This window comes from Virgibacillus tibetensis, assembly GCF_036026595.1.
GTDB lineage: Bacteria > Bacillota > Bacilli > Bacillales > Amphibacillaceae > Virgibacillus_P > Virgibacillus_P tibetensis.
On the sequence record NZ_JARZFX010000006.1, the window covers coordinates 123,989 to 150,896 of the forward strand.

The following is a 26,908-nucleotide window of genomic DNA, read 5'->3' on the forward strand; positions in this document are numbered from 1 at the left end:
CATCTTCAAAAGAACCTTCGCCGTTGCTTATACACTATTCTAGTAAAAAAATTAATTATTATAATTGATGATCGCTAATGAAAGTGAAAGGAGTGAATTATGTGCAAGCATTCACCGAATATTCGATGATATACGCAGTACTTGGTGGTTTTCGTGTTGGCGATATGTTAATGCAATTGTTCTTCTTTATTGTATTGCTCTTATTAGTGAAGAAGTTCGCATGGGGCCCAGTAATGAACATGATGGAGAAGCGTGAGAATTACGTTGCAGATGAAATAGAAGCTGCAGAGAAAAGCCGTGTCGAAGCAGAGAAGACTTCTAAAGAAGCATTCGAACAGCTCCAACAGACGAAAAAAGAAGCACAACAAATAATTGAGGATGCAAAAAATGCTGGTGTCAGACAGGAACAGGATATTGTTCAGTCTGCCCGTGCTGAAGCGGACCGCATTAAAGTAGCAGCTCAAGCTGACATACAGAACGAGAAAGAAAAAGCACTTCAAGCGTTACAAGATAAAGTGGCATCACTATCTGTGCTTATTGCCAGTAAAGTTATTGAGAAAGAAATTAGTGCACAGGATCAAGAGAAGTTGATCAATGATTACATCAAAGAGGTAGGAGAAGAGCTATGAGTGAAGCAGTAGTTGCTAAACGTTATGCAGACGCTCTTTTCCAACTTGGAAGCGAAAAAGCTGTTCTGGAACAATTCGTTGAAGAGCTCCAGGTAGTGAAAGAAGTATTTCAAACAAATGCAAATTTATATACATTCCTAAAGCATCCTCGTGTTAATAATGCGAAAAAGAAACAGTTCCTGGAAGAAGTGTTTCAAGGTCTGCAGACAGATGTCGTAAATACATTGAAGTTACTTGTAGAACGCCATCGTGTTGAGATCACTCCATCCATTATTGATCATTTTCTTCAACTAGTGAATGATGCAAAAGGAATTGCAGAAGCAACAGTATATTCTGTTCGTGAACTATCGGATTCGGAAAGACAGGAGCTAGAAATTTCTTTTGCCAAGCGTTTTAACAAAAGAAAAATCCAGCTGACAAACATAGTCGATCCTTCCATTATAGGTGGAATCAAAATCCGCATGGGTAACTCGATTTATGACGGTTCTGTTAGTGGAAAACTAAAAAGAATCGAAAGGAATATTGTAACTGCAAACAAATGACGATAGGGGTGAAATGGTATGAGCATCAAAGCTGAAGAAATTAGCAAGCTGATTAAGCAGCAAATCGAAACATTCGATTCAGATATTGAAGTAAGTGATGTCGGCACAGTTATTGAAATTGGGGACGGTATCGCACGTGCTCACGGTCTTGATAATGTAATGGCCGGAGAGCTTGTTGAGTTTGCAAATGGCGTTATGGGTATGGCACAAAACCTGGAAGAAAGCAACGTAGGTATCGTTATTCTGGGACCATATACAGAGATTAAAGAAGGCGATGAAGTTCGTCGCACAGGACGTATCATGCAAGTACCAGTTGGGGAAGAAATGATTGGACGTGTTGTTAACCCACTTGGACAGCCAATTGATGGTAAAGGACCAGCTGAAACGACAAAGTCTCGTCCAATTGAGTCTGGAGCACCAGGGGTTATGGATCGTAAATCAGTTGATGAGCCATTACAAACTGGTATTAAGGCGATTGACGCACTTGTTCCAATCGGTCGTGGACAGCGTGAGCTTATTATCGGTGACCGTCAGACTGGTAAAACAACTGTAGCGGTTGATGCGATTCTAAATCAGGCAGATCAGGACATGATTTGTATTTACGTAGCAATCGGCCAAAAAGAATCAACGGTAAGAAATACTGTTGAAACATTCCGTCGTTACGGTGCATTGGATTACACAATTGTTGTATCCGCAGGTGCATCAGATCCGGCACCATTATTGTACCTGGCTCCATATGCAGGTGTAACAATGGGTGAGGAATTTATGTATAACGGGAAACATGTACTTGTTGTATACGATGACCTATCCAAGCAGGCAGCAGCTTATCGTGAGCTTTCCTTGCTATTACGTCGTCCTCCAGGTCGTGAAGCATTCCCAGGGGATGTATTCTACTTGCACTCCCGTTTACTGGAACGTGCAGCAAAATTAAGTGACGCATTAGGTGGCGGTTCATTAACTGCTTTACCATTCGTTGAAACACAAGCAGGCGATATTTCTGCATATATCCCAACAAACGTAATCTCAATCACTGATGGACAGATCTTCCTGCAATCTGATCTATTCTTCTCAGGGGTTCGACCAGCGATTAACGCAGGACTTTCCGTATCACGTGTTGGTGGTTCTGCCCAAATTAAAGCAATGAAAAAAGTAGCAGGTACACTGCGTTTGGATCTTGCCTCATTCCGTGAGCTTGAAGCATTCTCACAATTTGGTTCAGATCTTGATAAAGCAACACAAGCGAAGCTTAACCGTGGTGCACGTACTGTAGAAGTACTTAAACAAGGGTTGCATAAACCATTAGTTGTTGAAAAACAAGTTATGATTATTTATGCACTAACTAAAGGCTTCCTGGACGACATCGCTTTAGAAGATATTACCCGTTTTGAAAGTGAACTTCATATGTGGTTGGACAGTAACCGCAAAGAATTACTAAATTCAATCAGAGATACTGGTAACCTTCCAGAAGCTGATTTAATGAATGATGCAATTAACACATTTAAGAAAACATTCTTACCTACAGAAAAGTAAGAACAAAAGCGAAAGGCGACTGGTTAGTGTCGTAAAGACTGCGCCCGCGCATCGCGGGTGGTTCGATGTCACCGAGAAAAAGCGGTTTATTTAATCGAACATCCCCTCCAGTTCAAGATAAAGGAATTCTGAAAGAGGTTTTCTTTCAGGGCGTCACTTATCGAAGATACAGGGTAGGAAGTCTTCTGGACACCAGAAGCTGGACGTGGGTGAGGAGCACTTAGCCTTTTGAGGAAAGGATGGTGAAAAGCTTGGCGTCACTAAGAGATATTAAAGGTCGAATTGATTCGACGAAAAAAACAAAACAAATTACAAAGGCAATGGAAATGGTATCTGCTTCGAAAATGAGTAAAGCAGAACAGAATGCAAAGGCATTTGTACCATACAGTGACAAAATCCAGGAAGTTGTAGCAAGTATTGCTAACAATAATATGGATGTTAGTCATCCAATGCTGAGTAAACGTGACGTTAAAAAAACCGGCTACCTTGTGATAACCTCAGATCGAGGTTTAGCAGGTGCATATAACAGCAGTATATTAAGACATCTATACCAAACGATTCAACAGCGTCATACATCACCTGATGAATACACTGTAATTGCAATAGGGCGTATGGGCTTTGAGTTCTGCAGAAAGCGTGATATTCCAGTAGCTAAGAGTATCTTGGGTCTGGGAGATCAGCCGAATTTTGCTGAAATTAAAGAACTGGCTTCAGAGACGGTACAAATGTATATTGATGAGGAAATTGACGAATTGAACATTTTCTACAATCATTATATAAGCGCCATTTCACAAGAAGTAACTACAAAAAAATTGCTGCCTATTACAAATATAGAATCAATGAGTGGATCAACCAGCCAATACGAATACGAACCGGATCAAGAGCAGATTATGGAAGTTCTCTTACCACAATATGCTGAAAGCTTGATTTATGGGGCATTACTTGACGGTAAAGCAAGTGAGCATGCTGCACGTATGACGGCAATGAGAAGTGCGACAGATAATGCAGATGACCTGATCGGTGACTTGACATTGTCTTATAACCGCGCACGTCAAGCGGCTATTACACAGGAAATTACGGAAATTATTGGTGGAGTAGCTGCACAGGAGTAGCTCTCCCGCCATTTTTGAAAGTTAGTTAGGAGGGAAACCGATGAGCAAAGGACACGTTACACAAGTAATGGGACCTGTCGTTGACGTAAAATTCGAAGACGGACAGCTTCCAGAAATTTATCATGCTTTAACACTCCAAATCGAGTCTGAAGATCAGTCGAAGGCAACCATCAGTCTTACATTGGAAGTTGCACTTCATCTGGGTGACAATAGTGTACGTACGATTGCGATGTCATCAACAGATGGCGTTAAGCGTGGTATGGCAGTTGAAAATACAAGAAGCGCGATATCTGTTCCAGTAGGTGAAGTTACACTTGGTCGAGTTTTCAACGTACTTGGTGAAAATATCGATCTGGATGAGCCATTAGCTGCAGATACACGTAAAGATCCAATTCACCGTGAATCTCCAAAGTTCGAAAACCTATCTACAGAGACTGAAATTCTTGAAACAGGAATTAAAGTAGTAGACTTATTAGCGCCATACATTAAAGGTGGTAAAATTGGTTTATTCGGTGGAGCTGGTGTTGGTAAAACAGTACTAATTCAGGAATTAATTAACAACATTGCTCAAGAGCATGGAGGACTTTCCGTATTCGCCGGTGTTGGTGAACGTACACGTGAAGGTAATGACCTTTACTATGAAATGAAAGACTCTGGAGTTATTGCTAAAACAGCGATGGTATTTGGTCAAATGAATGAGCCACCTGGAGCACGTATGCGTGTTGCATTAACTGGCTTGACAATGGCTGAGTATTTCCGTGATGAGCAAGGCGCGGACGTATTGTTCTTCGTTGATAACATTTACCGTTTCACACAAGCAGGTTCTGAGGTATCAGCACTTCTTGGCCGCATGCCGTCTGCTGTTGGTTACCAGCCGACACTTGCAACGGAAATGGGTCAATTACAAGAGCGGATCACATCAACAGATAAAGGTTCAGTAACATCTATTCAGGCTATTTATGTGCCTGCCGATGACTACACTGACCCAGCACCAGCAACAACTTTCGCTCACTTAGATGCAACAACAAACCTGGATCGTAAGCTATCAGAGCAAGGAATCTATCCTGCTGTGGATCCTTTAGCATCCACATCAAGAGCGTTAGATCCTGAAGTTGTAGGTGACGATCACTATCAAGTTGCACTTGAAGTACAGCGTACGCTTCAACGCTATAAGGAATTACAGGATATTATTGCAATTCTGGGTATGGACGAGCTTGGTGACGAGGATAAACTTATTGTTTCCCGTGCACGCCGTGTTCAATTCTTCCTGTCTCAAAACTTCCACGTAGCAGAACAATTTACTGGTCAAAAGGGATCGTATGTACCTGTTAAAGAAACAGTTGAAGGATTCAAGGAAATTCTGGCTGGTAAATATGATGACTTACCTGAGGATGCATTCCGTCTGGTAGGCCGTATCGAAGATGTAGTTCAAAAAGCAAAAAGCATGGAATAATAAACATACGGTAGAAGTTTCCGGATAAAGGTTAAGTAGTAACCATAGATTGTCTATAGCATGTTCAAATGACGGCATATCTTTTATGGTTACTTCATACCAGTCTAAGGAGGGGTTACACCTGAAAACACTAACTGTGAGTGTTGTTACTCCTGATGGTCCAGTATTGGAAGACAGCTTTGAAATGGTTAGCTGTAAAGCAGAAAGTGGAGAACTTGGAATACTGCCAGGTCATATTCCACTTGTCGCTCCATTAACGATCAGCTCGGTTCGCTTGAAACGGGATGATAATGTGGAAAGACTTGCTGTAAGCGGTGGATTCATGGAGGTAAGGCCAGATAAAGTTACAATTTTAGCTCAATCTGCAGAAAAACCTACTGATATTAATGTGGAACGTGCCAAAGAAGCAAAGGCACGCGCAGAAGGCCGTCTCAGCTCTAAACAGGACAATGTTGACTTCCAACGGGCAGAATTAGCACTCAAAAGAGCATTAAACCGCTTAAATGTCGGTAATTAGCAAACAGACAAAATCTCTTATGACAATATGTTGTAAGAGATTTTTTAATGGATCTAAAATAGTTGCTTTCTGTGTCGATATTTCCCGGGAAATGGGAAGTCAGTTTTGCTAATTTCGTGCTAATTCTCATACAAAAAGATTTTTGTAGGATGTAGCAGTATGAAGGAGATTGATGTATATATAGTTTTAATTAGGCTCGCTTCTAAAGTATTCAATCTTAATTGGTAATTTATATATACATGTGACGTAATTTAGTGTGACTTCCTCCAATCCTTTAGTAGATGAGCGCTAATCCAGTACTGTGAAATGCGAAGTATGCTTCCGGAGCGAATTCAAGCACTAAATCTTCATTAGAAAGAGAAAAAGCCCTACGTAAGATAACTTTCACTGTGTGGCAGTTTAAATCATTAGCAACAAATTATGCGAATAAAGTCTTAAAACGAACGGATAGTAGATTCTGCAATAACTTTACTCTGCAATAACAGCAATCCATTGACTTTTCACACTGGAAATGGCAAAGTTACTAGTAGCAAAACAAATAGTAAGGTGGTTCTTATGTTTTCAATTGGACAATTAGCATTAGTAAGTATGATATCCCATTTATTATTTATTTATATAACATGGCGGGTAGTTCTGACGATAAACTTTGACCCGATAATACGAAAAGGACGAGCAACAGAAGCAAGAATACTTTTGTTATTCGTAACCATCGTTATAGGTACAGGTGTAAGTAGATTTTTCCTCGATTTTATGCAATGGTCAAGAGATATTATGTTTCTTTTCTAGGCTGAAGCCAGTATAGCGAGCAATCTATTATTTTGTCACAATTTGTTCAGTATGTAATATAATCCCCTAGTTCATACTATAGATATTATAGTCGGAACTGGGGGATTTTTAATATGAGAAAAATGGTACTTATCATACTTTTATTTTTAGTGATCACAACGGAAACGGTGGCCCAAGGCGCGGCATCGGATGAGATGATTGACTTAGCTGAATTTGCAACAGAAAGGGATCTGTTATTTGAAAATTGGCAGGTTACATGGAAAGAAACAATTAGCAGGGAAAAAAGTGACGATATTATAAAAGATTTAAAAAATAGTCATTTAGTCACTATTACAAAAGAGAAGAACAGTATAAACTATTCCTTTAGGAACACCCTACTATCAGGAGATGTTTCCGAAACATATAATGTCGTTATGCCTAAAAATGAACAACATAATGCAGAGCTGATTGTAATTATTGAAGGGGAATTCTGGAACGAATCTATTAAAAAGGAGTACCTTACAGTAGTAGAATCAATAGAAAGGAAGTATTTTACTAAATCTGTTAAAAAGTTTGCTTGTCTCTCTGTAGGAGATAATGGTATAATGGATAGTGATAGTCTTTTAACTAATATAATAGAACATTTCAATATAGAACACATAAATACACAATACGACACAGTTGAAAATTCTAGGGTTAAAAAAATAATTTACGGGTATATATCACTATGGAATCAACAAATCTCTATAGAGAAAGTACCACAAAATGTACAAATAGCTATTATTGAACAAGAATTAGGAGAGCGGACATACACAATTGGAACACCTATCCTAATAAATGAATATTAATATTATGAAATTGGATCTGAAGGAGATTTGAAATATGGATGAAATCATCGTAAGAGGCGGACACCAATTGAGTGGCACCGTTAGAGTAGAGGGTGCCAAAAATGCAGTACTTCCTGTCATTGCTGCAAGCCTTATTGCAAGTGAAGGGAAGAGTACGATTACAGACGTCCCCGAACTGGCTGATGTATACACTATAAATGAAGTTTTACGCAGTGTAAATGCAGAAGTGAAATTTGAAAATAATACAATATATGTAGATGCTTCAAATAAATTAAAAACAAAAGCACCTTTTGAATATGTACGAAAAATGCGCGCATCTGTCTTGGTACTGGGTCCTTTACTGGCCCGCTATGGCCATGCAAATGTAGCGATGCCTGGAGGATGTGCCATTGGATCACGTCCTATCGACTTGCACTTAAAAGGCTTCGAAGCAATGGGAGCTGATGTTCATGTAGGAAATGGCTTTGTCGAAGTCAGTGTAGATGGTCGTCTTAAAGGTGCAAAGATTTATTTAGATGTGCCAAGCGTAGGTGCTACTGAAAATATAATGATGGCAGCTGCATTAGCAGATGGTAAAACCATTATTGAAAATAGTGCTAAAGAGCCGGAAATTGTGGATTTAGCAAACTATTTAAATAAAATGGGTGCCAAAATTGTAGGTGCTGGAACAGAAACTATTCGTATTGAAGGTGTAGAAACATTGACTGGTGCAGAACATTCCATAATTCCTGACAGAGTTGAGGCAGGAACATTTATGGTTGCAGCTGCAATAACGGGTGGTAATGTTTTAATCGAAAATGCAGTAAGTGAGCATTTGCGTTCTGTTATTTCAAAGATGGAAGAAATGGGCGTTATTATTAAGGAAGAAGGGGAAGGGATTCGTGTCATCGGGCCTGAGCTACTGAAGGCTACTGATATTAAAACATTGCCGCATCCTGGATTCCCTACTGATATGCAATCACAGATGATGACATTAATGCTATGTGCACAAGGTACAAGTGTTATTACCGAAACGGTTTTTGAAAATCGCTTCATGCATGTGGAAGAATTTCGCCGTATGAATGCTAAAATGAAAATTGAGGGTCGCAGTGTGATTATTGAAGGTCCTAGTGAGCTACAAGGAGCGGAAGTAGCTGCAACTGATCTTCGTGCTGCAGCTGCGCTTATACTGGCTGGCTTGAACGCTGAAGGGTATACGCGTGTTACAGAGTTGAAGCACTTAGATCGTGGTTATGTTGACCTGGCGGGTAAACTAGCTTCATTAGGGGCAGATATAGAGCGCGTAAATGAACAAGGCGATTCAATAAACCCTTTTGTACAAGTAGAATACGAGACTAATAAAGTCGTAGCTGAGTTTTCATAAGCTTAAATAACTGAAATGATTTTAAACTATAATTTTGTATTTACCAGTAACAGACAGGTCAAAAGACCTGTCTGTTTTTGTGTGCAAAATACTATCACCCCAGCTGTTTCTATTTTTAAAAAAATAGGGTCTTATTCAAAAATATTCGCCCATAACAAGTAATATATATATATAAACTTAAATTTTCACTTTGTCACCGTGTATATCTATAGCAACAAATTATCCCATTATTTCATCTTTTAATTTCATTATTTGTATGGTAAAATTGAAAGAAAATTACTAACACATAAAAAACGGCAAAAGGAGCAACCATCATGAAACTTTATATCTCGGTTGATATGGAAGGAATCACAGGATTAGCAGATTATAGTTTTGTAGATTCCAGTATGCATAATTATGAACGAGGCCGTACAATTATGACAGAAGAAACGAACTATGTCGTTGATGCAGCATATAAAGCGGGATGTAATGACATTCTGGTAAATGACAGTCATTCGAAAATGAATAATATACTAGTAGATCAGCTGCATTCTGAAGCCAAATTAATTACAGGTGACGTGAAATCGCTTTCAATGGTAGAGGGACTGGATGATACATATAACGGTGCAATGTTTATTGGATACCATGCACGTGCAGGGCAATTTGGAGTTATGTCACATGCGATGATTCATGGAGTTAGAAACTTTTACATAAATGATCATGTAATTGGAGAAATGGGATTTAATGCCTACGTCGCTGGTCACTATGGAGTACCTATACTACTCGTTGCAGGCGATGATCAAGCTGCAAAAGAGGCAGAGGAACTTATACCGAATGTAACGACTGCAGCCGTAAAAGAAACTATATCACGATCCGCTGTTAAGAGTTTAACACCGAAAAAGGCTGGACAATTATTAACAGAAAAAGTACAGGAAGCATTAAGAAATAAAGAAAATGTCAAGCCACTTTTACCACCGGAAAACCCAGTCTTGCGCATAGAATTTACGAATTACGGTCAAGCAGAGTGGGCTAATTTAATGCCTGGTACAGAAATCGAACAGGGGACTACAATTGTAAAATTCCATGCAAAAGATATCGTCGAAGCCTACAAAGCCATGCTTGTAATGACTGAACTTGCCATGCGAACGACTTTCTCCTAGCAGAAGATATACATAAACAATCTCTAAAATCCCCTGGACGGTTTTAGAAAAAGAAGAGCTAATATTCTAACAAAAAACATAAGTGAATCATAGAAAGAGATGTCCAACAAAAGTTTTATGGAGGTGGAAATGAATGCTGCAATACATAGGTAAACGATTACTTATTATGCTGGTAACCTTGTGGATCATTGTTACACTAACCTTCGTACTGATGGTCAGTATCCCAGGTTCTCCATTCAATAGTGAGAGGGCTTCAAATGAAATTGTCCAGGCGAACCTGGAAAAACATTATAATCTGGATGAACCTTATTACATACAATATTTACTTTATATCAAGTCAATTGCTACATTCGATTTTGGGCCATCGTATACGCAACCTAACCAAAGCGTAAATGATTTATTGGAAAGGGGATTTCCTATTTCATTCGAGTTAGGAATAATTACGATTATTGTAGCAGTCATTTCTGGAATTATTTTAGGTATTATAGCTGCACTCAGACATAATGGTGTCATTGATTACATAGCAATGGCTTTGGCCGTATTGGGTATTTCCATACCAAACTTTATTTTAGCAACCTTGTTAATCCAGCAATTAGCTGTTAAAGCTGGCCTCCTACCTGTTGCTACATGGTCAAGTCCAGCACATATGATTCTTCCCGTTCTGGCGCTGGCCACAGGGCCGATGGCAATTATAGCAAGACTAACACGATCTACTATGCTTGAGGTTTTAACGCAGGATTATATTAAAATGGCACGTGCCAAGGGATTATCCCCATGGAAAATTACGTTCAAGCATGCGCTTCGTAACGCATTAATGCCAGTAGTAACAATTATGGGAACACTTCTTGCAGGGATTTTGACAGGAACATTTGTTATTGAACAGATTTTTGCGATTCCGGGAATGGGTAAGTATTTTGTCGAAAGTATTAATCAGCGGGATTACCCGGTAATTATGGGAACCACAGTTTTCTACAGTGCATTTCTGATTTTTATGCTTTTCCTGGTAGATGTAGCATACGGCATACTTGATCCTCGAATTAAAGTGCATAAAAAGGGAGGGGAATAATATGAAAACAACAAATGAGCTTAACTCAACCCATTCTCCTTCTGAAATCCCAAATGAGTGGTTTAATTGGAAGGAAGAAGATAAAGGCGCTGCTGAAGTGGTTTCCAGGCCCTCCTTATCTTATTGGAATGATGCATGGAAACGGCTGACCAAAAACAAGCTTGCAATGATGGGCTTGATATTCTTAGTACTACTTGCCGCCATGGCCATTTTTGGACCCATTTTATCCCCTTATGAAGTAAACAGGCAGGATTTGCCGAATCAGTACCAATCGCCATCTGCTGCGCATTGGTTTGGAACTGATGCCGCTGGACGCGATGTATTTACAAGAACCTGGTATGGTGCACGAATCTCCTTATTTGTCGGACTGATGGCAGCCTTAATTGATGTTTCCATTGGTATCATATACGGAGGGATATCCGGTTATAGAGGTGGCCGTACAGATAACATTATGATGCGTATTATTGAAATATTATATGGTCTGCCGTACTTGTTAGTAGTTATCTTATTACTTGTTGTTCTGGGACCCAGCTTAACAACCATTATTATCGCACTCACAGTTACAGGATGGGTCGGCATGGCCCGAATTGTGCGGGGACAGGTGCTGCAAATAAAGAACTATGAATTTGTCCTCGCCTCTAAATCATTTGGAACGAAATCATCACGGATTATAAGGAAAAATCTATTGCCCAATTCAATGGGTCCGATCATTGTACAAATGACACTTACTGTTCCATCTGCTATTTTTGCAGAAGCTTTCCTAAGCTTTATCGGTTTAGGAATTCAAGCACCATATGCAAGCTGGGGTGTCATGGCCAATGATTCGTTAGGTGCGATTCTATCAGGGAATTGGTGGACACTGTTTTTCCCGGCATTCTTTATATCCTTTACAATGTTTGCTTTTAACGTATTAGGTGACGGACTTCAGGACGCACTAGATCCGAAGTTGAGAAAGTAGGTGAAACCATGGAAAAGATTCTGGAAGTAAAAGATCTGCACGTAACCTTCACAACCTATGGAGGCACGGTAAAAGCAGTACGTGGTGTTGATTTTTATTTAAATAAAGGGGAGACACTGGCCATTGTTGGTGAATCCGGATGTGGCAAAAGTGTTACCTCGAATGCAATTATGCGATTAATTCCTAATCCACCCGGCAGGATTTCCAATGGGGAGATACTTTTCAAAGGAAAAGACTTAACGAGGGTTTCCGAAAAGAAGATGCGCTCCATTCGTGGTGTGGATATTTCAATGATTTTTCAAGACCCAATGACTGCATTAAATCCTACCTTGACGATAGGCACACAGCTAATGGAAGGACTCCGCCAGCATAAAGATGTAACGGGTTCACAAGCAAAAGAGAAGGCTTTGGAAATGATGGATTTGGTAGGAATTCCTAATCCGGAAGAGCGACTGAAACAGTACCCTCACCAATTTAGTGGTGGTATGCGCCAGCGGATTGTTATTGCGATTGCGTTAATTTGTGAGCCGGAACTATTAATTGCTGATGAACCGACCACAGCACTGGATGTTACGATTCAGGCGCAGATTCTTGAGCTTTTTGAAAAAATTCAGAATCAGATGGGCGTTTCCATTATATTGATTACCCATGATTTAGGAGTTGTGGCGAAAATCGCCGATAGAATTGCTGTTATGTATGCAGGTAAAATTATTGAAGTGGGAACAAAGCGGGAAATTTTCTATGATCCACAGCACCCGTATACACAGGGATTACTGAATTCCGTCCCACGACTGGATTTGCAAGGGGAGAAATTGACCCCAATAGAAGGCACACCACCTGATTTATTCTCACCTCCAGAAGGATGTCCATTTACTGCCAGATGTCCATTCGCAATGGAAGTGTGTAATAAAGTTTATCCCAATTCATCCCAGCTTACTGATTCACACAAAGTCGATTGCTGGCTGCAGGATGAACGGGCTAAACAGCTTTTGGCTGCTACAGCCGCAAAATAAACGTTAGGGGGAAAAAAGGATGAAAAAGTTTTTATTATTACTACTCGCAGCGTTAACAATTGCTGTTCTTGCAGCTTGTACAGCTGGCGAGGACGCTGGACAAGAGCCTGCTGATGACCCGGAAACGGAAGAAACGGATGAGGATTCAGAAGGTACAGAAACAGCTGATGGAGAAAAGGTACTCAAGTTGAATAACTCTGAAGAACCTACATCGTTTGACCCATCTATCGGTTTTGATAGTGTTTCATGGGATCCATTAAACAACTTAATGGAAGGTCTAACTCGCTTGGATGAAGATCATGTTGCCAAAGAAGGCGCAGCAGAGTCATGGGATGTTTCAGATGATGGGTTGACTTACACGTTCCATATCCGAGAAGATGCGAACTGGTCAAATGGAGACCCATTAGTAGCAGAAGACTTCGTCTATGCGTGGAAGCATATGCTTGATCCAGAGACAGCATCTCCAGCAGCATTCCTTGCTTACACGGTAGAAGGTGGAGAAGCATACAACAGTGGGGAAGGTTCAGTAGATGATGTGAACGTAACTGCAGTTGATGAGAAAACATTGGAAGTTGTATTGGAAGCACCAACGGGATACTTCCTGGATCTGTTAACGAATCCAGCATTCTTCCCGATAAACCATCAGGTAGCCCAGGAAAACCCTGATTGGCATACAGAAGCAGACTCATTTGTAGCAAATGGCCCATTCATGCTTGAGTCATGGGATCATGACAGTGAAATGGTATTTGCCAGAAATGAAGAGTACTGGGATGCAGGATCTGTAAATTTAGATAAGATCCACTGGGCAATGGTTAATGACAGCAATACCTCGTATCAAATGTTTCAAAGTGGAGACCTTGATACATCAGCAATCCCACCAGAGTTATCTGATGAGTTGATTGACGGTGATAATGTCTTTATTGGTGATCGTGGCGGATTGGAATTCTTCCGTTTTAATGTTACAGAGGAACCTTTCCAGAATAAGAAGATCAGACAGGCGTTTTCTTACGCAATAAACAGAGATGATATTGCTGAATATGTTGTAAAAAATGGGGTAGAACCAGCATATGGCTACATTAACCCAGGATTTACAGGACCTACAGGTGACGATTTCCGTGAAGCAAATGGAGAGCTAGTAGGATTTGATCCGGAAAAAGCTCAGAGCTTGCTTGAAGAAGGTATGGAAGAAGAAGGATACGATGAATTACCATCTATCGCCTTATCGTACAATACAAGTGACTTGAATAAATCAGTAGCTGAAACACTGCAGGATATGTTCACAGAGCACCTTGGTGTGGAAGTATCGCTTGAAAATCAGGAATGGAATGTGTTTGCAGAAGCCCAGCAGAATTTAGAGCTTCAATTATCCCGTAGTTCATTTATTAATGACTACAATGACCCAGTTAACTTCCTGGAAAGCTTTATCACAGATTCATACATGAACCGTACTGGCTTTTCCAGTGAGGAATATGATGAGTTGATTGCTAATGGGAAATCGGAAGTCGACGAAGAAAAGCGTTGGGAGTATTTATATGAAGCAGAGCAAATGCTTGCTGATGAAATGGTAGCAACACCTATCCGTTACTATAATAACGTTGTGTTGCATGCAGATGGTGTGACTGGAATTTTACGTCATCCAGTTGGTTATTTTGACTTGAAATATGCAGATAAAAACTAAGATTAAAAAGTAAAAAAATTACTAGGGGAATGGCTCATCTGCGAAAGTATATGAGCCGCTCCTTTTTCCATACATAACAATAAACGAACACGATGGCTCAATAGAATGAGGAGGGATGTTCATGTTACGCCCTGCACGTTTAAGCAAAGGCGACACTATTGGTGTAACAGCCCCAGCCGGTCCACCAGATCAGAACAAATTAAAGCATGCCATTCCTTTTTTTGAAAAAATGGGACTCCATGTAAAACTGGGAAAGCATATCGAAAAGACTCATGGTTATTTAGCAGGTACGGATAAAGAACGGTTGGAAGATTTACATGATATGATTGGCGACCCAGCGATAAAAGCAATTATTTTTGCCCGTGGTGGCTATGGAACAGGGAGACTTGCGCCAAATCTGGATTATGAGTTGATTAAAAAAAACCCGAAAATTATTTGGGGATACAGTGACATTACATATTTACATACTGCTATCCGCCAAGCTACCGGTCTGGTTACATTTCATGGTCCAATGCTTGCTTCGGATATCGGCAAAGAAGATTTTGACGAGCTTTCTGCAGAAATGTTTCAACAGCTTTTTGAACCGAAAACATATGACTACACCGAGAAGATTTCCCCATTAAAAGTGATTGCTCCGGGTACTGCAAAGGGAGAGCTGGTTGGCGGCAACCTCTCGTTACTTGTAAGTTCACTCGGAACGCCTTACGAAATTGATACGAAAGGTAAACTGCTAATTATTGAAGATATTTTCGAAGAGCCTTACCGGATCGATGGAATGTTAAATCAATTAAAACTGGCTGGAAAACTGACGGATGCTGCAGGAATTATTGTTGGCGATTTCGCTGACGCGGAACCAACCGTAGATTCGAGCCTGACACTGGATCAGGTGTTTCAGGATTATCTGGCTGAACTGCCGGGACCAGTGCTCGCCGGATTTAAAATTGGTCACTGTATGCCACACTTCGCTGTGCCTTTAGGAGCCAAAGCAAAACTGTCAACAAAAGAAAAATTAATGACTATTGAAGCAGGCATTTATTAACGTGATGGAGGTAAGACGATGACTATACAAAACATCGAAACATTTCGAACAGCAATTCCATTACACACCCCTTTTAAAACAGCACTTAGAACAGTCATGACAGCAGAATCCATTATAGTAAAAGTCACCTGTGAAAGTGGCATAATTGGTTGGGGGGAAGCACCACCAACCCATGTGATCACAGGAGACAGTCTTGAAAGTATCGACTATGTGATTAAGGGAATTTTCAAACCGCTCCTGATCGGAGAATCGCTTTTATATCGTGAGCGTGTGTTTGAAAAAATCCATCGCAGTGTGGTAGGCAATACGAGTGCAAAGGCAGCTATTGATATGGCGCTGTATGACTGTATATCACAGCAGGCTAACATGCCACTTACAAATTTCCTCGGAGGCTATACGAACTCCATTGAAACAGATTATACAGTAAGTGTAAACAGTCCGGAAGAGATGGCAAGCGATGCGCAAAAGTATATAGATGATGGATTTACTGTATTAAAGGTAAAGGTCGGAAAAGATCTGATTGAGACAGATATTCAGCGGATCAAAGCAATCCGCAATCAAATTGGCGCAGACACATTGATCCGTCTCGATGCCAACCAAGGCTGGAAAGCAAAGGAAGCGGTGCAGGCGATTCGCAAAATGGAAGAGCTTGGCTTAACTATTGAGTTAATTGAACAACCAGTGAGGGCCGATGATATCGAAGGCCTGAAATATGTAACGGCAAATACCGATACACCGATCATGGCTGATGAAAGTGTGTTTTCCCCGCAGGATGCAAAGCGGGTGCTGGAATGTGGTGCGGCGGACTTAATTAATATAAAATTAATGAAATCCGGCGGTATTCACCAAGCACTTAAGATTGCTGAGCTGGCAGCCAGTTATGGCGTAGAATGCATGGTTGGAAGTATGATAGAAACCAAAATCGGCATTACAGCCGCAGCCCACTTTGCAGCAAGCCAGCCAAATGTCACAAGATATGACTTCGACGCACCATTAATGCTGTCAGGTGATTTAATCGAGGGTGGCGGAATTCAGTATAAAGGTAGAAAGATAGAAATAGGCAGCAGATTGGGAATGGGGATTACAGGAATAGATTCGACATATATTGTGGACTAAGCGTGAACGGGCGGGGAGTTAGGGGCTGAAACGGAAGGTGCACGCCGCCAAATCGACCGACCGCCTCACCAAACTTGGCTGCCAAACAACAGGGACAAAACATAATCACGAAAGGAGCACACCGAAAATGACGAATCAGACAGTTGATATTTTCCCAGAGCAGATGTGGGTGACTGCCGTTCAAGTAGCAACCATTTGGACATCAAAAGAGTCTGCGAGGGAGATTGATTTACCGGGAACAGAAAACCCCAGCAATATAGATAAATGGCTAGATGAATTAACCTACGAAACCAGCCTGGCACTATGCAATGAAAACCGGGTGCAATCCCAACTGGTTTACGGAGAACCTGTTCTCGTAACGGAGATAATAGATAATTGGGCACATGTAGTTGTACCTTCCCAGCCGTCAAAGAAAGATGAACGTGGTTACCCGGGATGGGTACCGTTAGGGCAATTAACACAAGTGACTAAGGCAGACTGGAAAGGTCCGACGACAGCAACGGTTATACAGGATAAAGCCTGGTTGGAAGCAGAGAACGGTGAAAAACAAGTGAAGCTCAGCTACATGACTTTTTTGCCGGTAGCTGAGGTACATGCAGATCGTGTGGAAGTAAAAACGCCCCATGGCAGAAGTTACTTGCCGCAAGAGGCCGTTCTGTTATTTCCAACGGATACAGGAATCGATAAAGGTACCGGAGAGGATATAGTAAAAGCAGGAGAACCATACACAGGCCTGGATTACTTCTGGGGCGGGATGACGTCATTTGGCTTTGACTGTTCAGGGCTGGCGTATGCTGCACATAAGGCCAATGGCTATCAGATTCCCCGCGATGCAGGTGACCAGGCGGATGCGGGTGTGGAAGTGCCCTTTGATCAGCTCTTACCGGGAGATCTTGTGTTCTTTGCTTATGAAGAAGGAAAGGGAAAGCTCCATCATGTTGGGATTTATTATGGTGATGGGAAAATGCTCCATTCGCCACAGACAGGAAAAGGAATAGAGATTGTCAGCTTAGAAGGTACGATCTATGAAAAAGAGCTCTGTGCCGCTAGACGTTATTGGAACAGAGCAGGGGAGAAATAATATGGATGAAAAAATATTGCAAATACGTAACCTGAAAAAGCATTTTGTAGTAGGAAAAGGCCAGGTTTTACAAGCTGTTAATGATGTAAGCTTTCATGTGAATAAAGGAGAAACATTTGGACTGGTAGGAGAATCCGGCTGCGGTAAATCGACAATAGGACGTACGATCCTCGGGCTTTATGATAAAACGGATGGGGATGTTATTTACGATGGGAGAAATGTGCATGAGTTAACTGAGAAGGAAAAGTTTTCATACTATCGCAACATGCAAATGATTTTTCAGGACCCATATGCATCTCTAAATCCACGTTCAACAGTAAAAGAGGTCATCTCTGAACCAATGGAAGTCCACGGGTTATATAAGGATAAGCGACAGCAGCTTAACCGAGTCTACCAGCTGCTGGAGGAAGTTGGTCTGAACCGTGATCACGCAAATCGCTATCCTCATGAATTCAGTGGTGGGCAACGTCAGCGTATCGGCATCGCCCGAGCATTGGCATTAGATCCGGATTTCATCATTGCCGATGAACCAATTTCCGCCTTGGATGTATCTGTTCAGGCACAGGTAGTAAATCTATTAAAAGAAATACAACAGGAAAAGGGACTTACCTTCCTGTTCATAGCACATGATCTGTCAATGGTTAAGCAGATTTCAGATCGAATCGGTGTTATGTATTTAGGGAACATGATGGAGCTTACAGAAAGTGCTCAGCTGTACGAAAAACCATTGCACCCCTATACCCAAGCATTACTATCTGCCATTCCCATTCCCGATCCGGATATTGAGGAAAGCAGGGAACGCATTATTTTAGAAGGGGATCTGCCAAGCCCTATTAATCCGCCAAGCGGCTGTGTTTTCCGTACCAGGTGTCCGATGGCGATGGAGGTCTGCTCCTTGAAAAACCCAACATGGCAGGAAGTAGAGCAAGATCATTATGTTGCCTGCCATTTATATGATGAGAATCTGGAAGATACAGAGAAAGCTAGAAACTTAGCTGGTGTGAAATAATAGATCAAGCACTTAAGGCACTTAAAGAGGACAGGGCTTGATGAGCTTGATGATAAAGAGTCCTCACAGGATAACATTTTTTAAAATTCACTCGTATAAACCTATCTGTTGCTGATTGCTAGCAATATGTAGGTTTTTTTTAATTATAGTGGTCTATTTATTTCTCTTTTTGTATAAGTTTAATAGTAGGGATGCTAGAGAAGGAAGCATAAATCCTATAACAAGGGGGAAATCCATGAGAAATCATAAATATCATTCCAGTTCTCGTCCGAAGGCATGGAAAAAAAAGAAACCTTCTACGCTCACACAAATTAAATTAAGACAAAAAGCAAACGCAATGAAATCAGCAGCACCTGCAGGAAGCCCTGGTCTAAAAGAAATCAAACCATCCAAGCATAAGAAACCATACTATTTTAACAGAAAAATAACAGCATGGAAGGTCCCGGCAATTTTTCTGTTGTCTAGCTTGATTATCATTATTCTGGTTATCCCTACCTTAATAGTCATCCCATTTGGGAAGGATGAAGAAGTTCAAGGCACTACTTTAGAAAAGGAACAGGAGTATACAGCTGGCAATGATCCATCCCCATTTTCAGTAGCTGTCATGCGGGATGTATCCGACACGGTTGAAGATGTGCCATTGGAAACGTATATTGCGGGTGTTGTTGCATCTGAAATGCCGCCAAACTTTGAAATAGAAGCATTAAAGGCGCAAGCAATCGCGGCAAGAACATATACGCTGTACCTTTTACTCCAGGATAATAACAGTAAAAACTATGACTTAACAGATACAGTAAATGATCAGGTCTTCAGAAACGAGCAGGAATTACAAAAAGAATGGGGAAGCAATTATACAAACAATATGAGAAAAATAAGAGAAGCAGTAGCAGCCACTGAGGGTGAAATTATTACCCATAACAGCACACCAATCTTTCCGGCATTTTTCTCCACAAGCAATGGATTCACCGAAAACTCAGAAGATTACTGGGAAAATGAGCTCCCCTACCTGCGCAGTGTAAAAAGTCATTGGGATGAGGAGTCACCAAAGTTTCTAGATCAGCAAGTATTCTCGATAGCAGATGTGGAAAATGCATTAGAAATAGACCTTCCAGCGAAGCTGCCACTTCCTATTGAAGTAACGAAAACAAGCAGTGATCGAGTGAATGAATTAATTATAAACGGCCACACGTTTTCTGGAAGAGCGGTTCGGGAAAAACTAGAATTGCAATCAAGCGACTTCACCATTAAACAAAGAAATGATCATTTAATTTTCACAACTAAAGGCTATGGGCATGGCATCGGAATGAGTCAATACGGCGCAAATGGAATGGCCAAAGAAGGTAAAACCTATCTTGAAATAGTGGATTATTACTACCAGGATGTAGAAGTAAGTACGGTTACCGATACTGCACCAACCCTCGTATCAAAATAAACGAGGGTTTTTTCATTGTTATAATCCGCAGCAACTAATTGATCAACCAGCTAACAGCAGAAGTACTTCCTGGCAAACTACAAGATTAAAGTTTAGTATATTCCTTATTCAATAGAGCTGTTTTTGCGGAAATAATCATTTAATTTGCCCTGTTTTTGAGAAATAATGCATGAAAAAGAAAATTTTTTTTCATAAGATGTATAGAATTTCCTTTTTCTGATCAGAATGATTGTTGAGGTGATGATCTTATGAATGAGGAAAACAATGGTGCTTCAAAAAATAAGTGGAGCCGCATTTTCCGGAAAAAGTGGTTTTTCCCAGCAGTTTATTTAACAATTGCCGCACTTCTACTGTCAGTGGTCGTATGGTATCAGAATCTGGATAATCAAATTCCAGAGGTACTTGATCGGGAGGAAAGTCAGGAAGCCAGCGATGAATTCAGCCCACATCCTGCAGATGAAGATGCACAATCAGTAATGGAGCAGCAAGAGGTAATACAAATGCCTGTATTGGACAGAGATCAAGCAGAAATCGTAACTAAATTCTATGATTACAACGCAGACCAGGAGGACCAGGAAAATGCTTTGGTTCTTTATAACAACCGCTATTATCAAAGTACAGGTGTTGATATTGCAGCAGCCGATGACGAGGCGTTTGAGGTAGTTGCCGCATTAACTGGTACCGTTACTGAAGTTAAAGAGGATCCGTTATTAGGTAATGTAGTAGTTATATCACATCAGAACGAAGTGATGACTTATTACGCAAGCCTAGGTGAGGTTCAAGTAAAAGCTGGTGCGAAGGTAAAACAGGGCGAAGTATTAGGTAGTGCAGGAAAGAACTTGTTTGGGAAGGACAGTGGAACACACGTCTATTTCGAATTAAGAAAAGATGGCAACCACATGAATCCAGAATTATACTTTAATCAGCCTGTCAGCAGCCTGGATAGTAATGCAGAAGAAGCTGAGGCAAGTGAAAATTCTGAGGTTGAAGAAGACGAGCATTCGGATATGCTAGAGGAAGACCCAGGTGAAGAAGAAACGCCAGAGGAAGATTCCATTGGTGAAGATGAAGAGTCAGATGAATAAGCAAGTACATTCATCTGATGGTTTTAACCAAAATGAATAATAACGAGAGGAACCCAGCCTTATGGCTTGGGTTCTCTTTTGTTTTCTATAACTATTCATAAATTTGCATAATTTGTCGAAAGAAAGTTCCTGTTTTTATCAAAAATTATGGTATTATAGTGAATAATAAATATACGATTTTGTTGATTTAAATTAATAGATTGTAGCTTGCTTTTATTACAGGAAAGGAGCCCCCCATGCTTTTATCTACGCTGAACATGTCAAATAGAGATGAGCTAACATTAGAGCAGCTAATGGAAACTTTATCACAGGAACATACAGACCAAACGGTTATAGAGCTCTTGAGAAATTATTGTCTGCAATCAACTTCATATGATATTCAAAAAAAGGGTATGGAATTTTTGTATATTAACGGATTTTATGGTGAACTTCAGCAGTTGATTGATAAAAATAATGAGTCAATGCACTGTTCTAATAGAGAATGGGCAGCCATCTACCAAATCTTCATTGACCGAAGACTCAATCGATATACCCCCCAGGAATTATTTCACCGTATAAATCAATTTAGCTCCGATGAACCTGAACTAGTCTGTTTAATTGAATTTGCAAGAGTTACAGTATTTTATCAGATGAATGAATTCAGCAACATAGGAAACTTTTTAGCGGTACAGCCGAAATTATTTGAGTCAATAGATGACAAACTGCTGATATCGTACTTTAATATACGGTTATATCAGCTTCTCTTAACCTATTACTTGACCAGGAATGAGTTAATAATGGCGAGAAAATATGCCTACCGAATATTGAATCATACAACGAATACGAGAACGAAGGTAAATACACATATCAAGCTGGGAGTTTCTTATACGTTTGATACCTATCAACAGGGTATGTTTCATTTAAATGAAGCACTGAAATTATCAAAAAAGCATAATCTTACTGCTAACATTCATCTAATAGAACAACGCAATATCCCCTTTTTATCAGCTCACTTTAATCGAGTGGAAGGAATTACTTCGACGGACGAAAGTGAACAAGCACATATTGAAATTGCGAAGGGGAATAATGCAAAAGCATTAGCCATACTTAAAAAAGTATCCATAGACAGCCCGTTTAAGGAATATTATATGGGTTTAGCAAAACAGGATAAAAACCTCCTTCTTCAGTCATACACAAACTTCATTGAAAAAAGAAGTGACTACTTCTTCAGCAGGTTACCACTGAATGCGTTAAAAAACTTCAAGCACTGAAAATCAAGTGCTGTCAAACCGGGGAAATTGCTGTAATTTCCCCTCTAACCAACCAACTCAAAGATTTCTACAACACAAGCAATAATCAATTAAATATATAAGAGTGTTTAACTTTTTCAATAACTGTAAAAAAATTGATGAGGAGGAAAGAAAATGAAAAGATTTGCATCTTTTTTATTGATTTTTGCAATTGTATTTTTAGTACTTCTAACTCCAGAGCCACTACTTAACGAAAAAATTATTCTTAAAGATCCAGGGCTGGGGGATATCGATTAACATATTTTACCACCTGGGGAATATTTTAAAGTTAGTGCATAATCAGATTACAGTACCATTTTAGTAAAAGTATAAAATAAAATTTTATTCACTTTTAAAAGAAAGAAAAAGTTGAACCTCTTTATATAGATTTTAAACTGCTTTTCCTTGATACAGTGGGTTCCATTACTTGTTTCATCACAACATGTGTTTCCCTTCCATCACAGTTCTTTCATAAAATACTTCTTGTCCGCATTTCCTTAAGATGTAAATTTAATCATAAACACACCTGCTTGTTAATAAAATGTTACAAACCAAGCATTCAGAAATGTCTGAGGTGAGAGCTTGTGTGACTTTAAATTTACAGACACAACTAATCGATCTCTTTATGTACTACTATCTGCGTCCTTTGCAACTATCGGAATATAGGTGAAAGAAGAAGAAGCCTAGTTAAATTACATAGTCATTTCGCTGTTCCTTGAAAATCTGCCATAGCTAGGTAAGTCACAACAAAATTAACGCCTTGTCTCAAACCACACCTCGGAAATATCCAACTTAGGGAGGCGAATGGTGTGCACGATTACATCAAAGAAAGAACTATCAGGATAGGAAATTATGTTGTGGAGACAAGAAAAACCGTCCGAATGATAGCTAAAGAATTTGGTGTTTCAAAAAGCACAGTCCACAAAGATCTGACAGAACGCTTACCAGAAATCAATCCTGAACTGGCAAATCAGGTAAAGGAAATACTGGAGTACCACAAAGCAATCCGTCATCTCCGTGGAGGAGAAGCAACCAGGAAAAAGTACAAACTGGACACGTCTGAAAAAAATGAAGTCAAGCCAGTCGGATAACAGAGCTGGGACGAATTCTTGTAAGGAGGTGCTGCCTCATTCAAGGATAAAAAATGAAGATGTAATACATCCGCCTGATCCTAAGAACCCACCTGCCACAGGTGGGTTCTTAGGATACAGCTTAATATAAGTACAGCAGTACGGAAACGCATTTTGTTGCAGCACAGAACTAGATGCTGAATAAGCCTTTTTTACGATTATAAATTCCTCGCCGTTTTTTCAAAAAATGGCAGTTAATTGTAGAGATTTGTGGTAAAATATAATATTAGTAGCATGATGTTTAAATGCGAGATAGCAATTAAGGCTAGGAGGATATGTACCCATGTTTTCTAGGGATATTGGAATTGACCTTGGAACTGCCAACGTTTTAATTCATGTAAAAGGTAAAGGTATTGTTTTGAACGAACCAGCCGTTGTTGCCATGGACCGCCATACTGGTAAAGTTTTGGAAGTCGGGGAAGCAGCACGTCGTATGGTTGGACGTACACCAGGAAATATTGAAGCCATTCGTCCACTAAAGGACGGAGTTATAGCAGACTTTGATGTAACAGAAGCGATGTTAAAACATTTTATAAATAAAATAAGAGTTAAAGGATTTCTGTCGAAGCCCAGAATGCTTATTTGCTGTCCGACAAATATTACAAAAGTAGAGCAAAAAGCGATTAAAGAAGCGGCTGAAAAATCCGGAGGAAAGAAGATCTATCTGGAAGAAGAGCCGAAAGTTGCTGCAATTGGAGCAGGAATGGAAATTTTCCAGCCAAGTGGTAATATGGTTGTTGACATTGGTGGCGGAACGACAGATGTTGCTGTACTTTCAATGGGCGACATTGTTACTTCGGAATCCATTAAAATGGCCGGTGATAAATTTGATGTAGAGATTCTTCAATACATAAAAAAGAAGTATAAGCTTCTAATTGGAGAACGTACTTCTGAAGATATTAAAATCAATGTAGCAACGGTGTTTAAAGATGCGCGTAAAGAAGAAATGGATATTCGCGGCCGCGATATGGTAAGCGGACTTCCACGGACAATCACGGTATATTCAGATGAGATCGAAGCGGCTTTACGAGAATCTGTCTCATTAATCGTACAAGGTGCCAAAACCGTGCTCGAGCGTACACCACCCGAACTGTCTGCGGATATTATTGACCGGGGTGTTATTTTAACAGGCGGTGGAGCATTAATTCATGGAATTGATCAGCTACTGGCGGCAGAACTTAAGGTTCCTGTATTTATGGCTGACGAGCCAATGAATTGTGTAGCCAGAGGAACGGGAATTATGCTTGAAAATATTGACAAAGTTGAACGCAGGCGAGTCGTTTAATACTTCCCGGACTTTCCAGTCTGCTTACGAAACTTTCACTGCAGGAAGATGGGAAGGATGAACCGGTACTGCGCTGATCAGCCTGCGTATTTAAAAAACGTCAAATGACATCTAGTCAGATATTACCCGGATTTTTAAAAAATAAACCTGATAATAGAAAAATTCATAAAGGAGGGAAGCGTCTTGTTAAGAGGTTTTTATACTGCAGCGAGTGGAATGATTGCACAGCAGCGTCATCAGGAAGCATTATCAAATAATATTGCTAATGCAAATACACCTGGATATAAAGCGGATCAGGCATCCTTACGTGCATTTCCGGAAATGCTGATTCAACAAATGGGAAAAAAGAACATTCCGACAACACAAGGGATTAACTTACCTGTTCAAAATCCAATTGGATCATTGAACACAGGCGTATACGTACATGAAACAGCACCAAACTATGTTCAGGGTGATGTTAGAGAAACAGGACTTACAACAGATATGGCATTGGTAAATGGTGTTATACCAGACGAAACAGGAAGTCTGTTTTTTACAGTGCAAAATGAGGCTGGAGAAGTGCGCTACACTAGAAATGGTAATTTCACGGTGGATGGGCAAGGAGCATTGGTTACAAACCAGGGCTATTATGTTTTGGATCAGGCTGGTAATCAAATCCAGACAGATGGTATGGAATTTATCGTTACACAGGACGGTTTCCTTCAAACAGAAGATCAGGCAATTCTACTGGGTATTGCCTATACGGATAACGCGAATGATTTCGTGAAAGAGGGAAATGACCTTTTCAACGGAGAAGCCGGTGCTGTGCCTGCAGGTGCTACCTTTACCGTCCAACAGGGATTTTTAGAACAATCTAATGTGGACTCTCTGCAATCAATGACACAAATGATGGAATCCTACCGCATGTTTGAAACAAATCAGCGTGTTTTAAAAGCGTATGATGAGAGTATGGGGAAGGCAGTTAGTGAAATAGGCCGACTCGGCTAGGGGGGATCTTATGTCAAGAACGATGATACAAGCAGCAGTTACAATGAATCAACTTCAGAATAAGCTGGATTTAATTGGTCAGAACATGGCGAACACCCAAACAACAGGCTATAAACATCGCCAGGCAGACTTTTCTTCATTGTTATTTCAGCAAATTAATAATATGACAGATCCAGCCAACGCGGAAGGTCGCCTTACTCCAGATGGTGTGCGCATCGGTTCAGGAGCTAAGCTTGGATCTGTGAACAGTAATTTTTCTTTGGGAGCAATAGCAGAGACGGGAAGGGTACTGGATACAGCCTTACTTGGTGAAAATCATTTCTTTCAAATTCAAGTAACTGAAAATGATGTGCAGGAAACACGCTATACACGTGATGGAGCATTTTACCTGAACCCGGTTAATAATAATCAGTCTGTCATGCTTACAACAGGTGATGGGAATCCTGTCTTAGGAGAAAATGGGCCGATCGTCATTGCAGAAGGTTTTGATTCCATTACTATCAACGCCAACGGACAAATCAGCGTAGAGCGTGGCAACCAAACGGAGATTGCCGGTAACATAGCTGTAGTTGAAGCTGTTCGACCACGTCTACTGGAATCTGCTGGACAGAATGCATTCCGATTACCTGATTTGGCTGAACTGGGCTATAACATGGGTGAAATCATTCAGGCTGCTGCCCAGAATACAAACGTATTGAAAAGCGGCGCGTTAGAGAGCTCTAATGTGGATATTTCACAGCAGATGACAGATATGATTATGGCCCAACGGTCTTACCAATATAATGCAAGAACTATTTCTATGGGAGATCAAATGCAGGGATTAATAAATCAATTGCGTTAAAATACTAGATATGAGATCGTTT

Annotated in this window: 26 protein-coding genes; all 26 read left to right on the forward strand. The window is 40.3% G+C overall.

All coding sequences use genetic code 11. The features are described from left to right. Positions 1–101: 101 nt before the first annotated feature. Positions 102–629, forward strand: coding sequence for a F0F1 ATP synthase subunit B (atpF, locus tag QGM71_RS13225; RefSeq protein ID WP_327608036.1), 528 nt, complete (start codon positions 102–104; stop codon positions 627–629). Further along, a complete protein-coding gene (locus QGM71_RS13230) occupies positions 626–1,171 on the forward strand; it encodes a F0F1 ATP synthase subunit delta (protein WP_327608037.1) in 546 nt (181 codons plus the stop codon). Before atpF ends, QGM71_RS13230 begins: the two co-directional genes overlap by 4 nt. A gap of 18 nt (positions 1,172–1,189) precedes the next feature. Beyond that, the gene (atpA, locus tag QGM71_RS13235; protein WP_327608038.1) at positions 1,190–2,701 is read left to right on the forward strand and encodes a F0F1 ATP synthase subunit alpha; all 1,512 of its coding nucleotides are present in this window, start codon (positions 1,190–1,192) and stop codon (positions 2,699–2,701) included. A gap of 251 nt (positions 2,702–2,952) precedes the next feature. Beyond that, the gene (atpG, locus tag QGM71_RS13240; RefSeq protein ID WP_327608039.1) at positions 2,953–3,813 is read left to right on the forward strand and encodes an ATP synthase F1 subunit gamma; all 861 of its coding nucleotides are present in this window, start codon (positions 2,953–2,955) and stop codon (positions 3,811–3,813) included. Between the two features lie 40 nt (positions 3,814–3,853). Next, the gene (atpD, locus tag QGM71_RS13245; protein WP_327608040.1) at positions 3,854–5,266 is read left to right on the forward strand and encodes a F0F1 ATP synthase subunit beta; all 1,413 of its coding nucleotides are present in this window, start codon (positions 3,854–3,856) and stop codon (positions 5,264–5,266) included. Positions 5,267–5,387: 121 nt separating this feature from the next. Then, complete coding sequence (locus QGM71_RS13250; protein ID WP_327608107.1) at positions 5,388–5,783, forward strand: F0F1 ATP synthase subunit epsilon; 396 nt, start codon at positions 5,388–5,390, stop codon at positions 5,781–5,783. A 555-nt stretch (positions 5,784–6,338) separates the two neighbouring features. Then, entirely contained in the window at positions 6,339–6,569 is a 231-nt protein-coding gene (locus QGM71_RS13255) for a DUF1146 family protein (RefSeq protein ID WP_327608041.1), read from the forward strand. A gap of 113 nt (positions 6,570–6,682) precedes the next feature. Further along, the gene (locus QGM71_RS13260; protein ID WP_327608042.1) at positions 6,683–7,396 is read left to right on the forward strand and encodes a YwmB family TATA-box binding protein; all 714 of its coding nucleotides are present in this window, start codon (positions 6,683–6,685) and stop codon (positions 7,394–7,396) included. 34 nt (positions 7,397–7,430) lie between these two features. Beyond that, complete coding sequence (gene murA / locus QGM71_RS13265; protein WP_327608043.1) at positions 7,431–8,759, forward strand: UDP-N-acetylglucosamine 1-carboxyvinyltransferase; 1,329 nt, start codon at positions 7,431–7,433, stop codon at positions 8,757–8,759. 314 nt (positions 8,760–9,073) lie between these two features. After that, the gene (locus QGM71_RS13270; RefSeq protein WP_327608044.1) at positions 9,074–9,898 is read left to right on the forward strand and encodes a M55 family metallopeptidase; all 825 of its coding nucleotides are present in this window, start codon (positions 9,074–9,076) and stop codon (positions 9,896–9,898) included. Positions 9,899–10,031: 133 nt separating this feature from the next. Then, positions 10,032–10,964, forward strand: a complete 933-nt coding sequence (locus tag QGM71_RS13275) for an ABC transporter permease (RefSeq protein WP_327608045.1) — start codon at positions 10,032–10,034, stop codon at positions 10,962–10,964. Position 10,965: 1 nt separating this feature from the next. Further along, entirely contained in the window at positions 10,966–11,922 is a 957-nt protein-coding gene (locus QGM71_RS13280) for an ABC transporter permease (protein WP_327608046.1), read from the forward strand. A gap of 8 nt (positions 11,923–11,930) precedes the next feature. After that, positions 11,931–12,935 (forward strand): ABC transporter ATP-binding protein, encoded by a 1,005-nt coding sequence (locus tag QGM71_RS13285; RefSeq protein ID WP_327608047.1) that lies wholly within the window; start codon positions 11,931–11,933, stop codon positions 12,933–12,935. A 19-nt stretch (positions 12,936–12,954) separates the two neighbouring features. Continuing rightward, positions 12,955–14,613, forward strand: coding sequence for a peptide ABC transporter substrate-binding protein (locus tag QGM71_RS13290; RefSeq protein WP_327608048.1), 1,659 nt, complete (start codon positions 12,955–12,957; stop codon positions 14,611–14,613). 121 nt (positions 14,614–14,734) lie between these two features. Further along, complete coding sequence (locus tag QGM71_RS13295) at positions 14,735–15,652, forward strand: S66 peptidase family protein (protein ID WP_327608049.1); 918 nt, start codon at positions 14,735–14,737, stop codon at positions 15,650–15,652. Positions 15,653–15,670: 18 nt separating this feature from the next. Continuing rightward, positions 15,671–16,768, forward strand: coding sequence for a dipeptide epimerase (locus QGM71_RS13300; RefSeq protein ID WP_327608050.1), 1,098 nt, complete (start codon positions 15,671–15,673; stop codon positions 16,766–16,768). Between the two features lie 127 nt (positions 16,769–16,895). Beyond that, positions 16,896–17,849, forward strand: a complete 954-nt coding sequence (locus QGM71_RS13305) for a C40 family peptidase (RefSeq protein ID WP_327608051.1) — start codon at positions 16,896–16,898, stop codon at positions 17,847–17,849. Position 17,850: 1 nt separating this feature from the next. Beyond that, a complete protein-coding gene (locus QGM71_RS13310; RefSeq protein ID WP_327608108.1) occupies positions 17,851–18,858 on the forward strand; it encodes an ABC transporter ATP-binding protein in 1,008 nt (335 codons plus the stop codon). 235 nt (positions 18,859–19,093) lie between these two features. Beyond that, positions 19,094–20,290, forward strand: coding sequence for a stage II sporulation protein D (gene spoIID / locus QGM71_RS13315; RefSeq protein ID WP_327608052.1), 1,197 nt, complete (start codon positions 19,094–19,096; stop codon positions 20,288–20,290). A gap of 248 nt (positions 20,291–20,538) precedes the next feature. After that, positions 20,539–21,375 carry a peptidoglycan DD-metalloendopeptidase family protein gene (locus QGM71_RS13320; RefSeq protein ID WP_327608053.1) on the forward strand — a complete coding sequence of 279 codons (837 nt, stop codon included), beginning with the start codon at positions 20,539–20,541 and terminating at the stop codon, positions 21,373–21,375. A 236-nt stretch (positions 21,376–21,611) separates the two neighbouring features. After that, on the forward strand, positions 21,612–22,625 hold the full coding sequence (locus QGM71_RS13325; RefSeq protein WP_327608054.1) for an AimR family lysis-lysogeny pheromone receptor: 1,014 nt from the start codon (positions 21,612–21,614) through the stop codon (positions 22,623–22,625). 153 nt (positions 22,626–22,778) lie between these two features. Next, positions 22,779–22,901, forward strand: coding sequence for a hypothetical protein (locus tag QGM71_RS13330; RefSeq protein ID WP_327608055.1), 123 nt, complete (start codon positions 22,779–22,781; stop codon positions 22,899–22,901). Between the two features lie 551 nt (positions 22,902–23,452). Next, the gene (gene spoIIID / locus QGM71_RS13335) at positions 23,453–23,734 is read left to right on the forward strand and encodes a sporulation transcriptional regulator SpoIIID (RefSeq protein WP_327608056.1); all 282 of its coding nucleotides are present in this window, start codon (positions 23,453–23,455) and stop codon (positions 23,732–23,734) included. Positions 23,735–24,056: 322 nt separating this feature from the next. Continuing rightward, the gene (gene mreB / locus QGM71_RS13340) at positions 24,057–25,058 is read left to right on the forward strand and encodes a rod shape-determining protein (protein WP_327608057.1); all 1,002 of its coding nucleotides are present in this window, start codon (positions 24,057–24,059) and stop codon (positions 25,056–25,058) included. A 183-nt stretch (positions 25,059–25,241) separates the two neighbouring features. Beyond that, positions 25,242–26,045, forward strand: a complete 804-nt coding sequence (locus tag QGM71_RS13345) for a flagellar hook-basal body protein (protein WP_327608058.1) — start codon at positions 25,242–25,244, stop codon at positions 26,043–26,045. 10 nt (positions 26,046–26,055) lie between these two features. Then, the gene (locus QGM71_RS13350) at positions 26,056–26,886 is read left to right on the forward strand and encodes a flagellar hook-basal body protein (RefSeq protein WP_327608059.1); all 831 of its coding nucleotides are present in this window, start codon (positions 26,056–26,058) and stop codon (positions 26,884–26,886) included. Positions 26,887–26,908 lie beyond the last annotated feature (22 nt).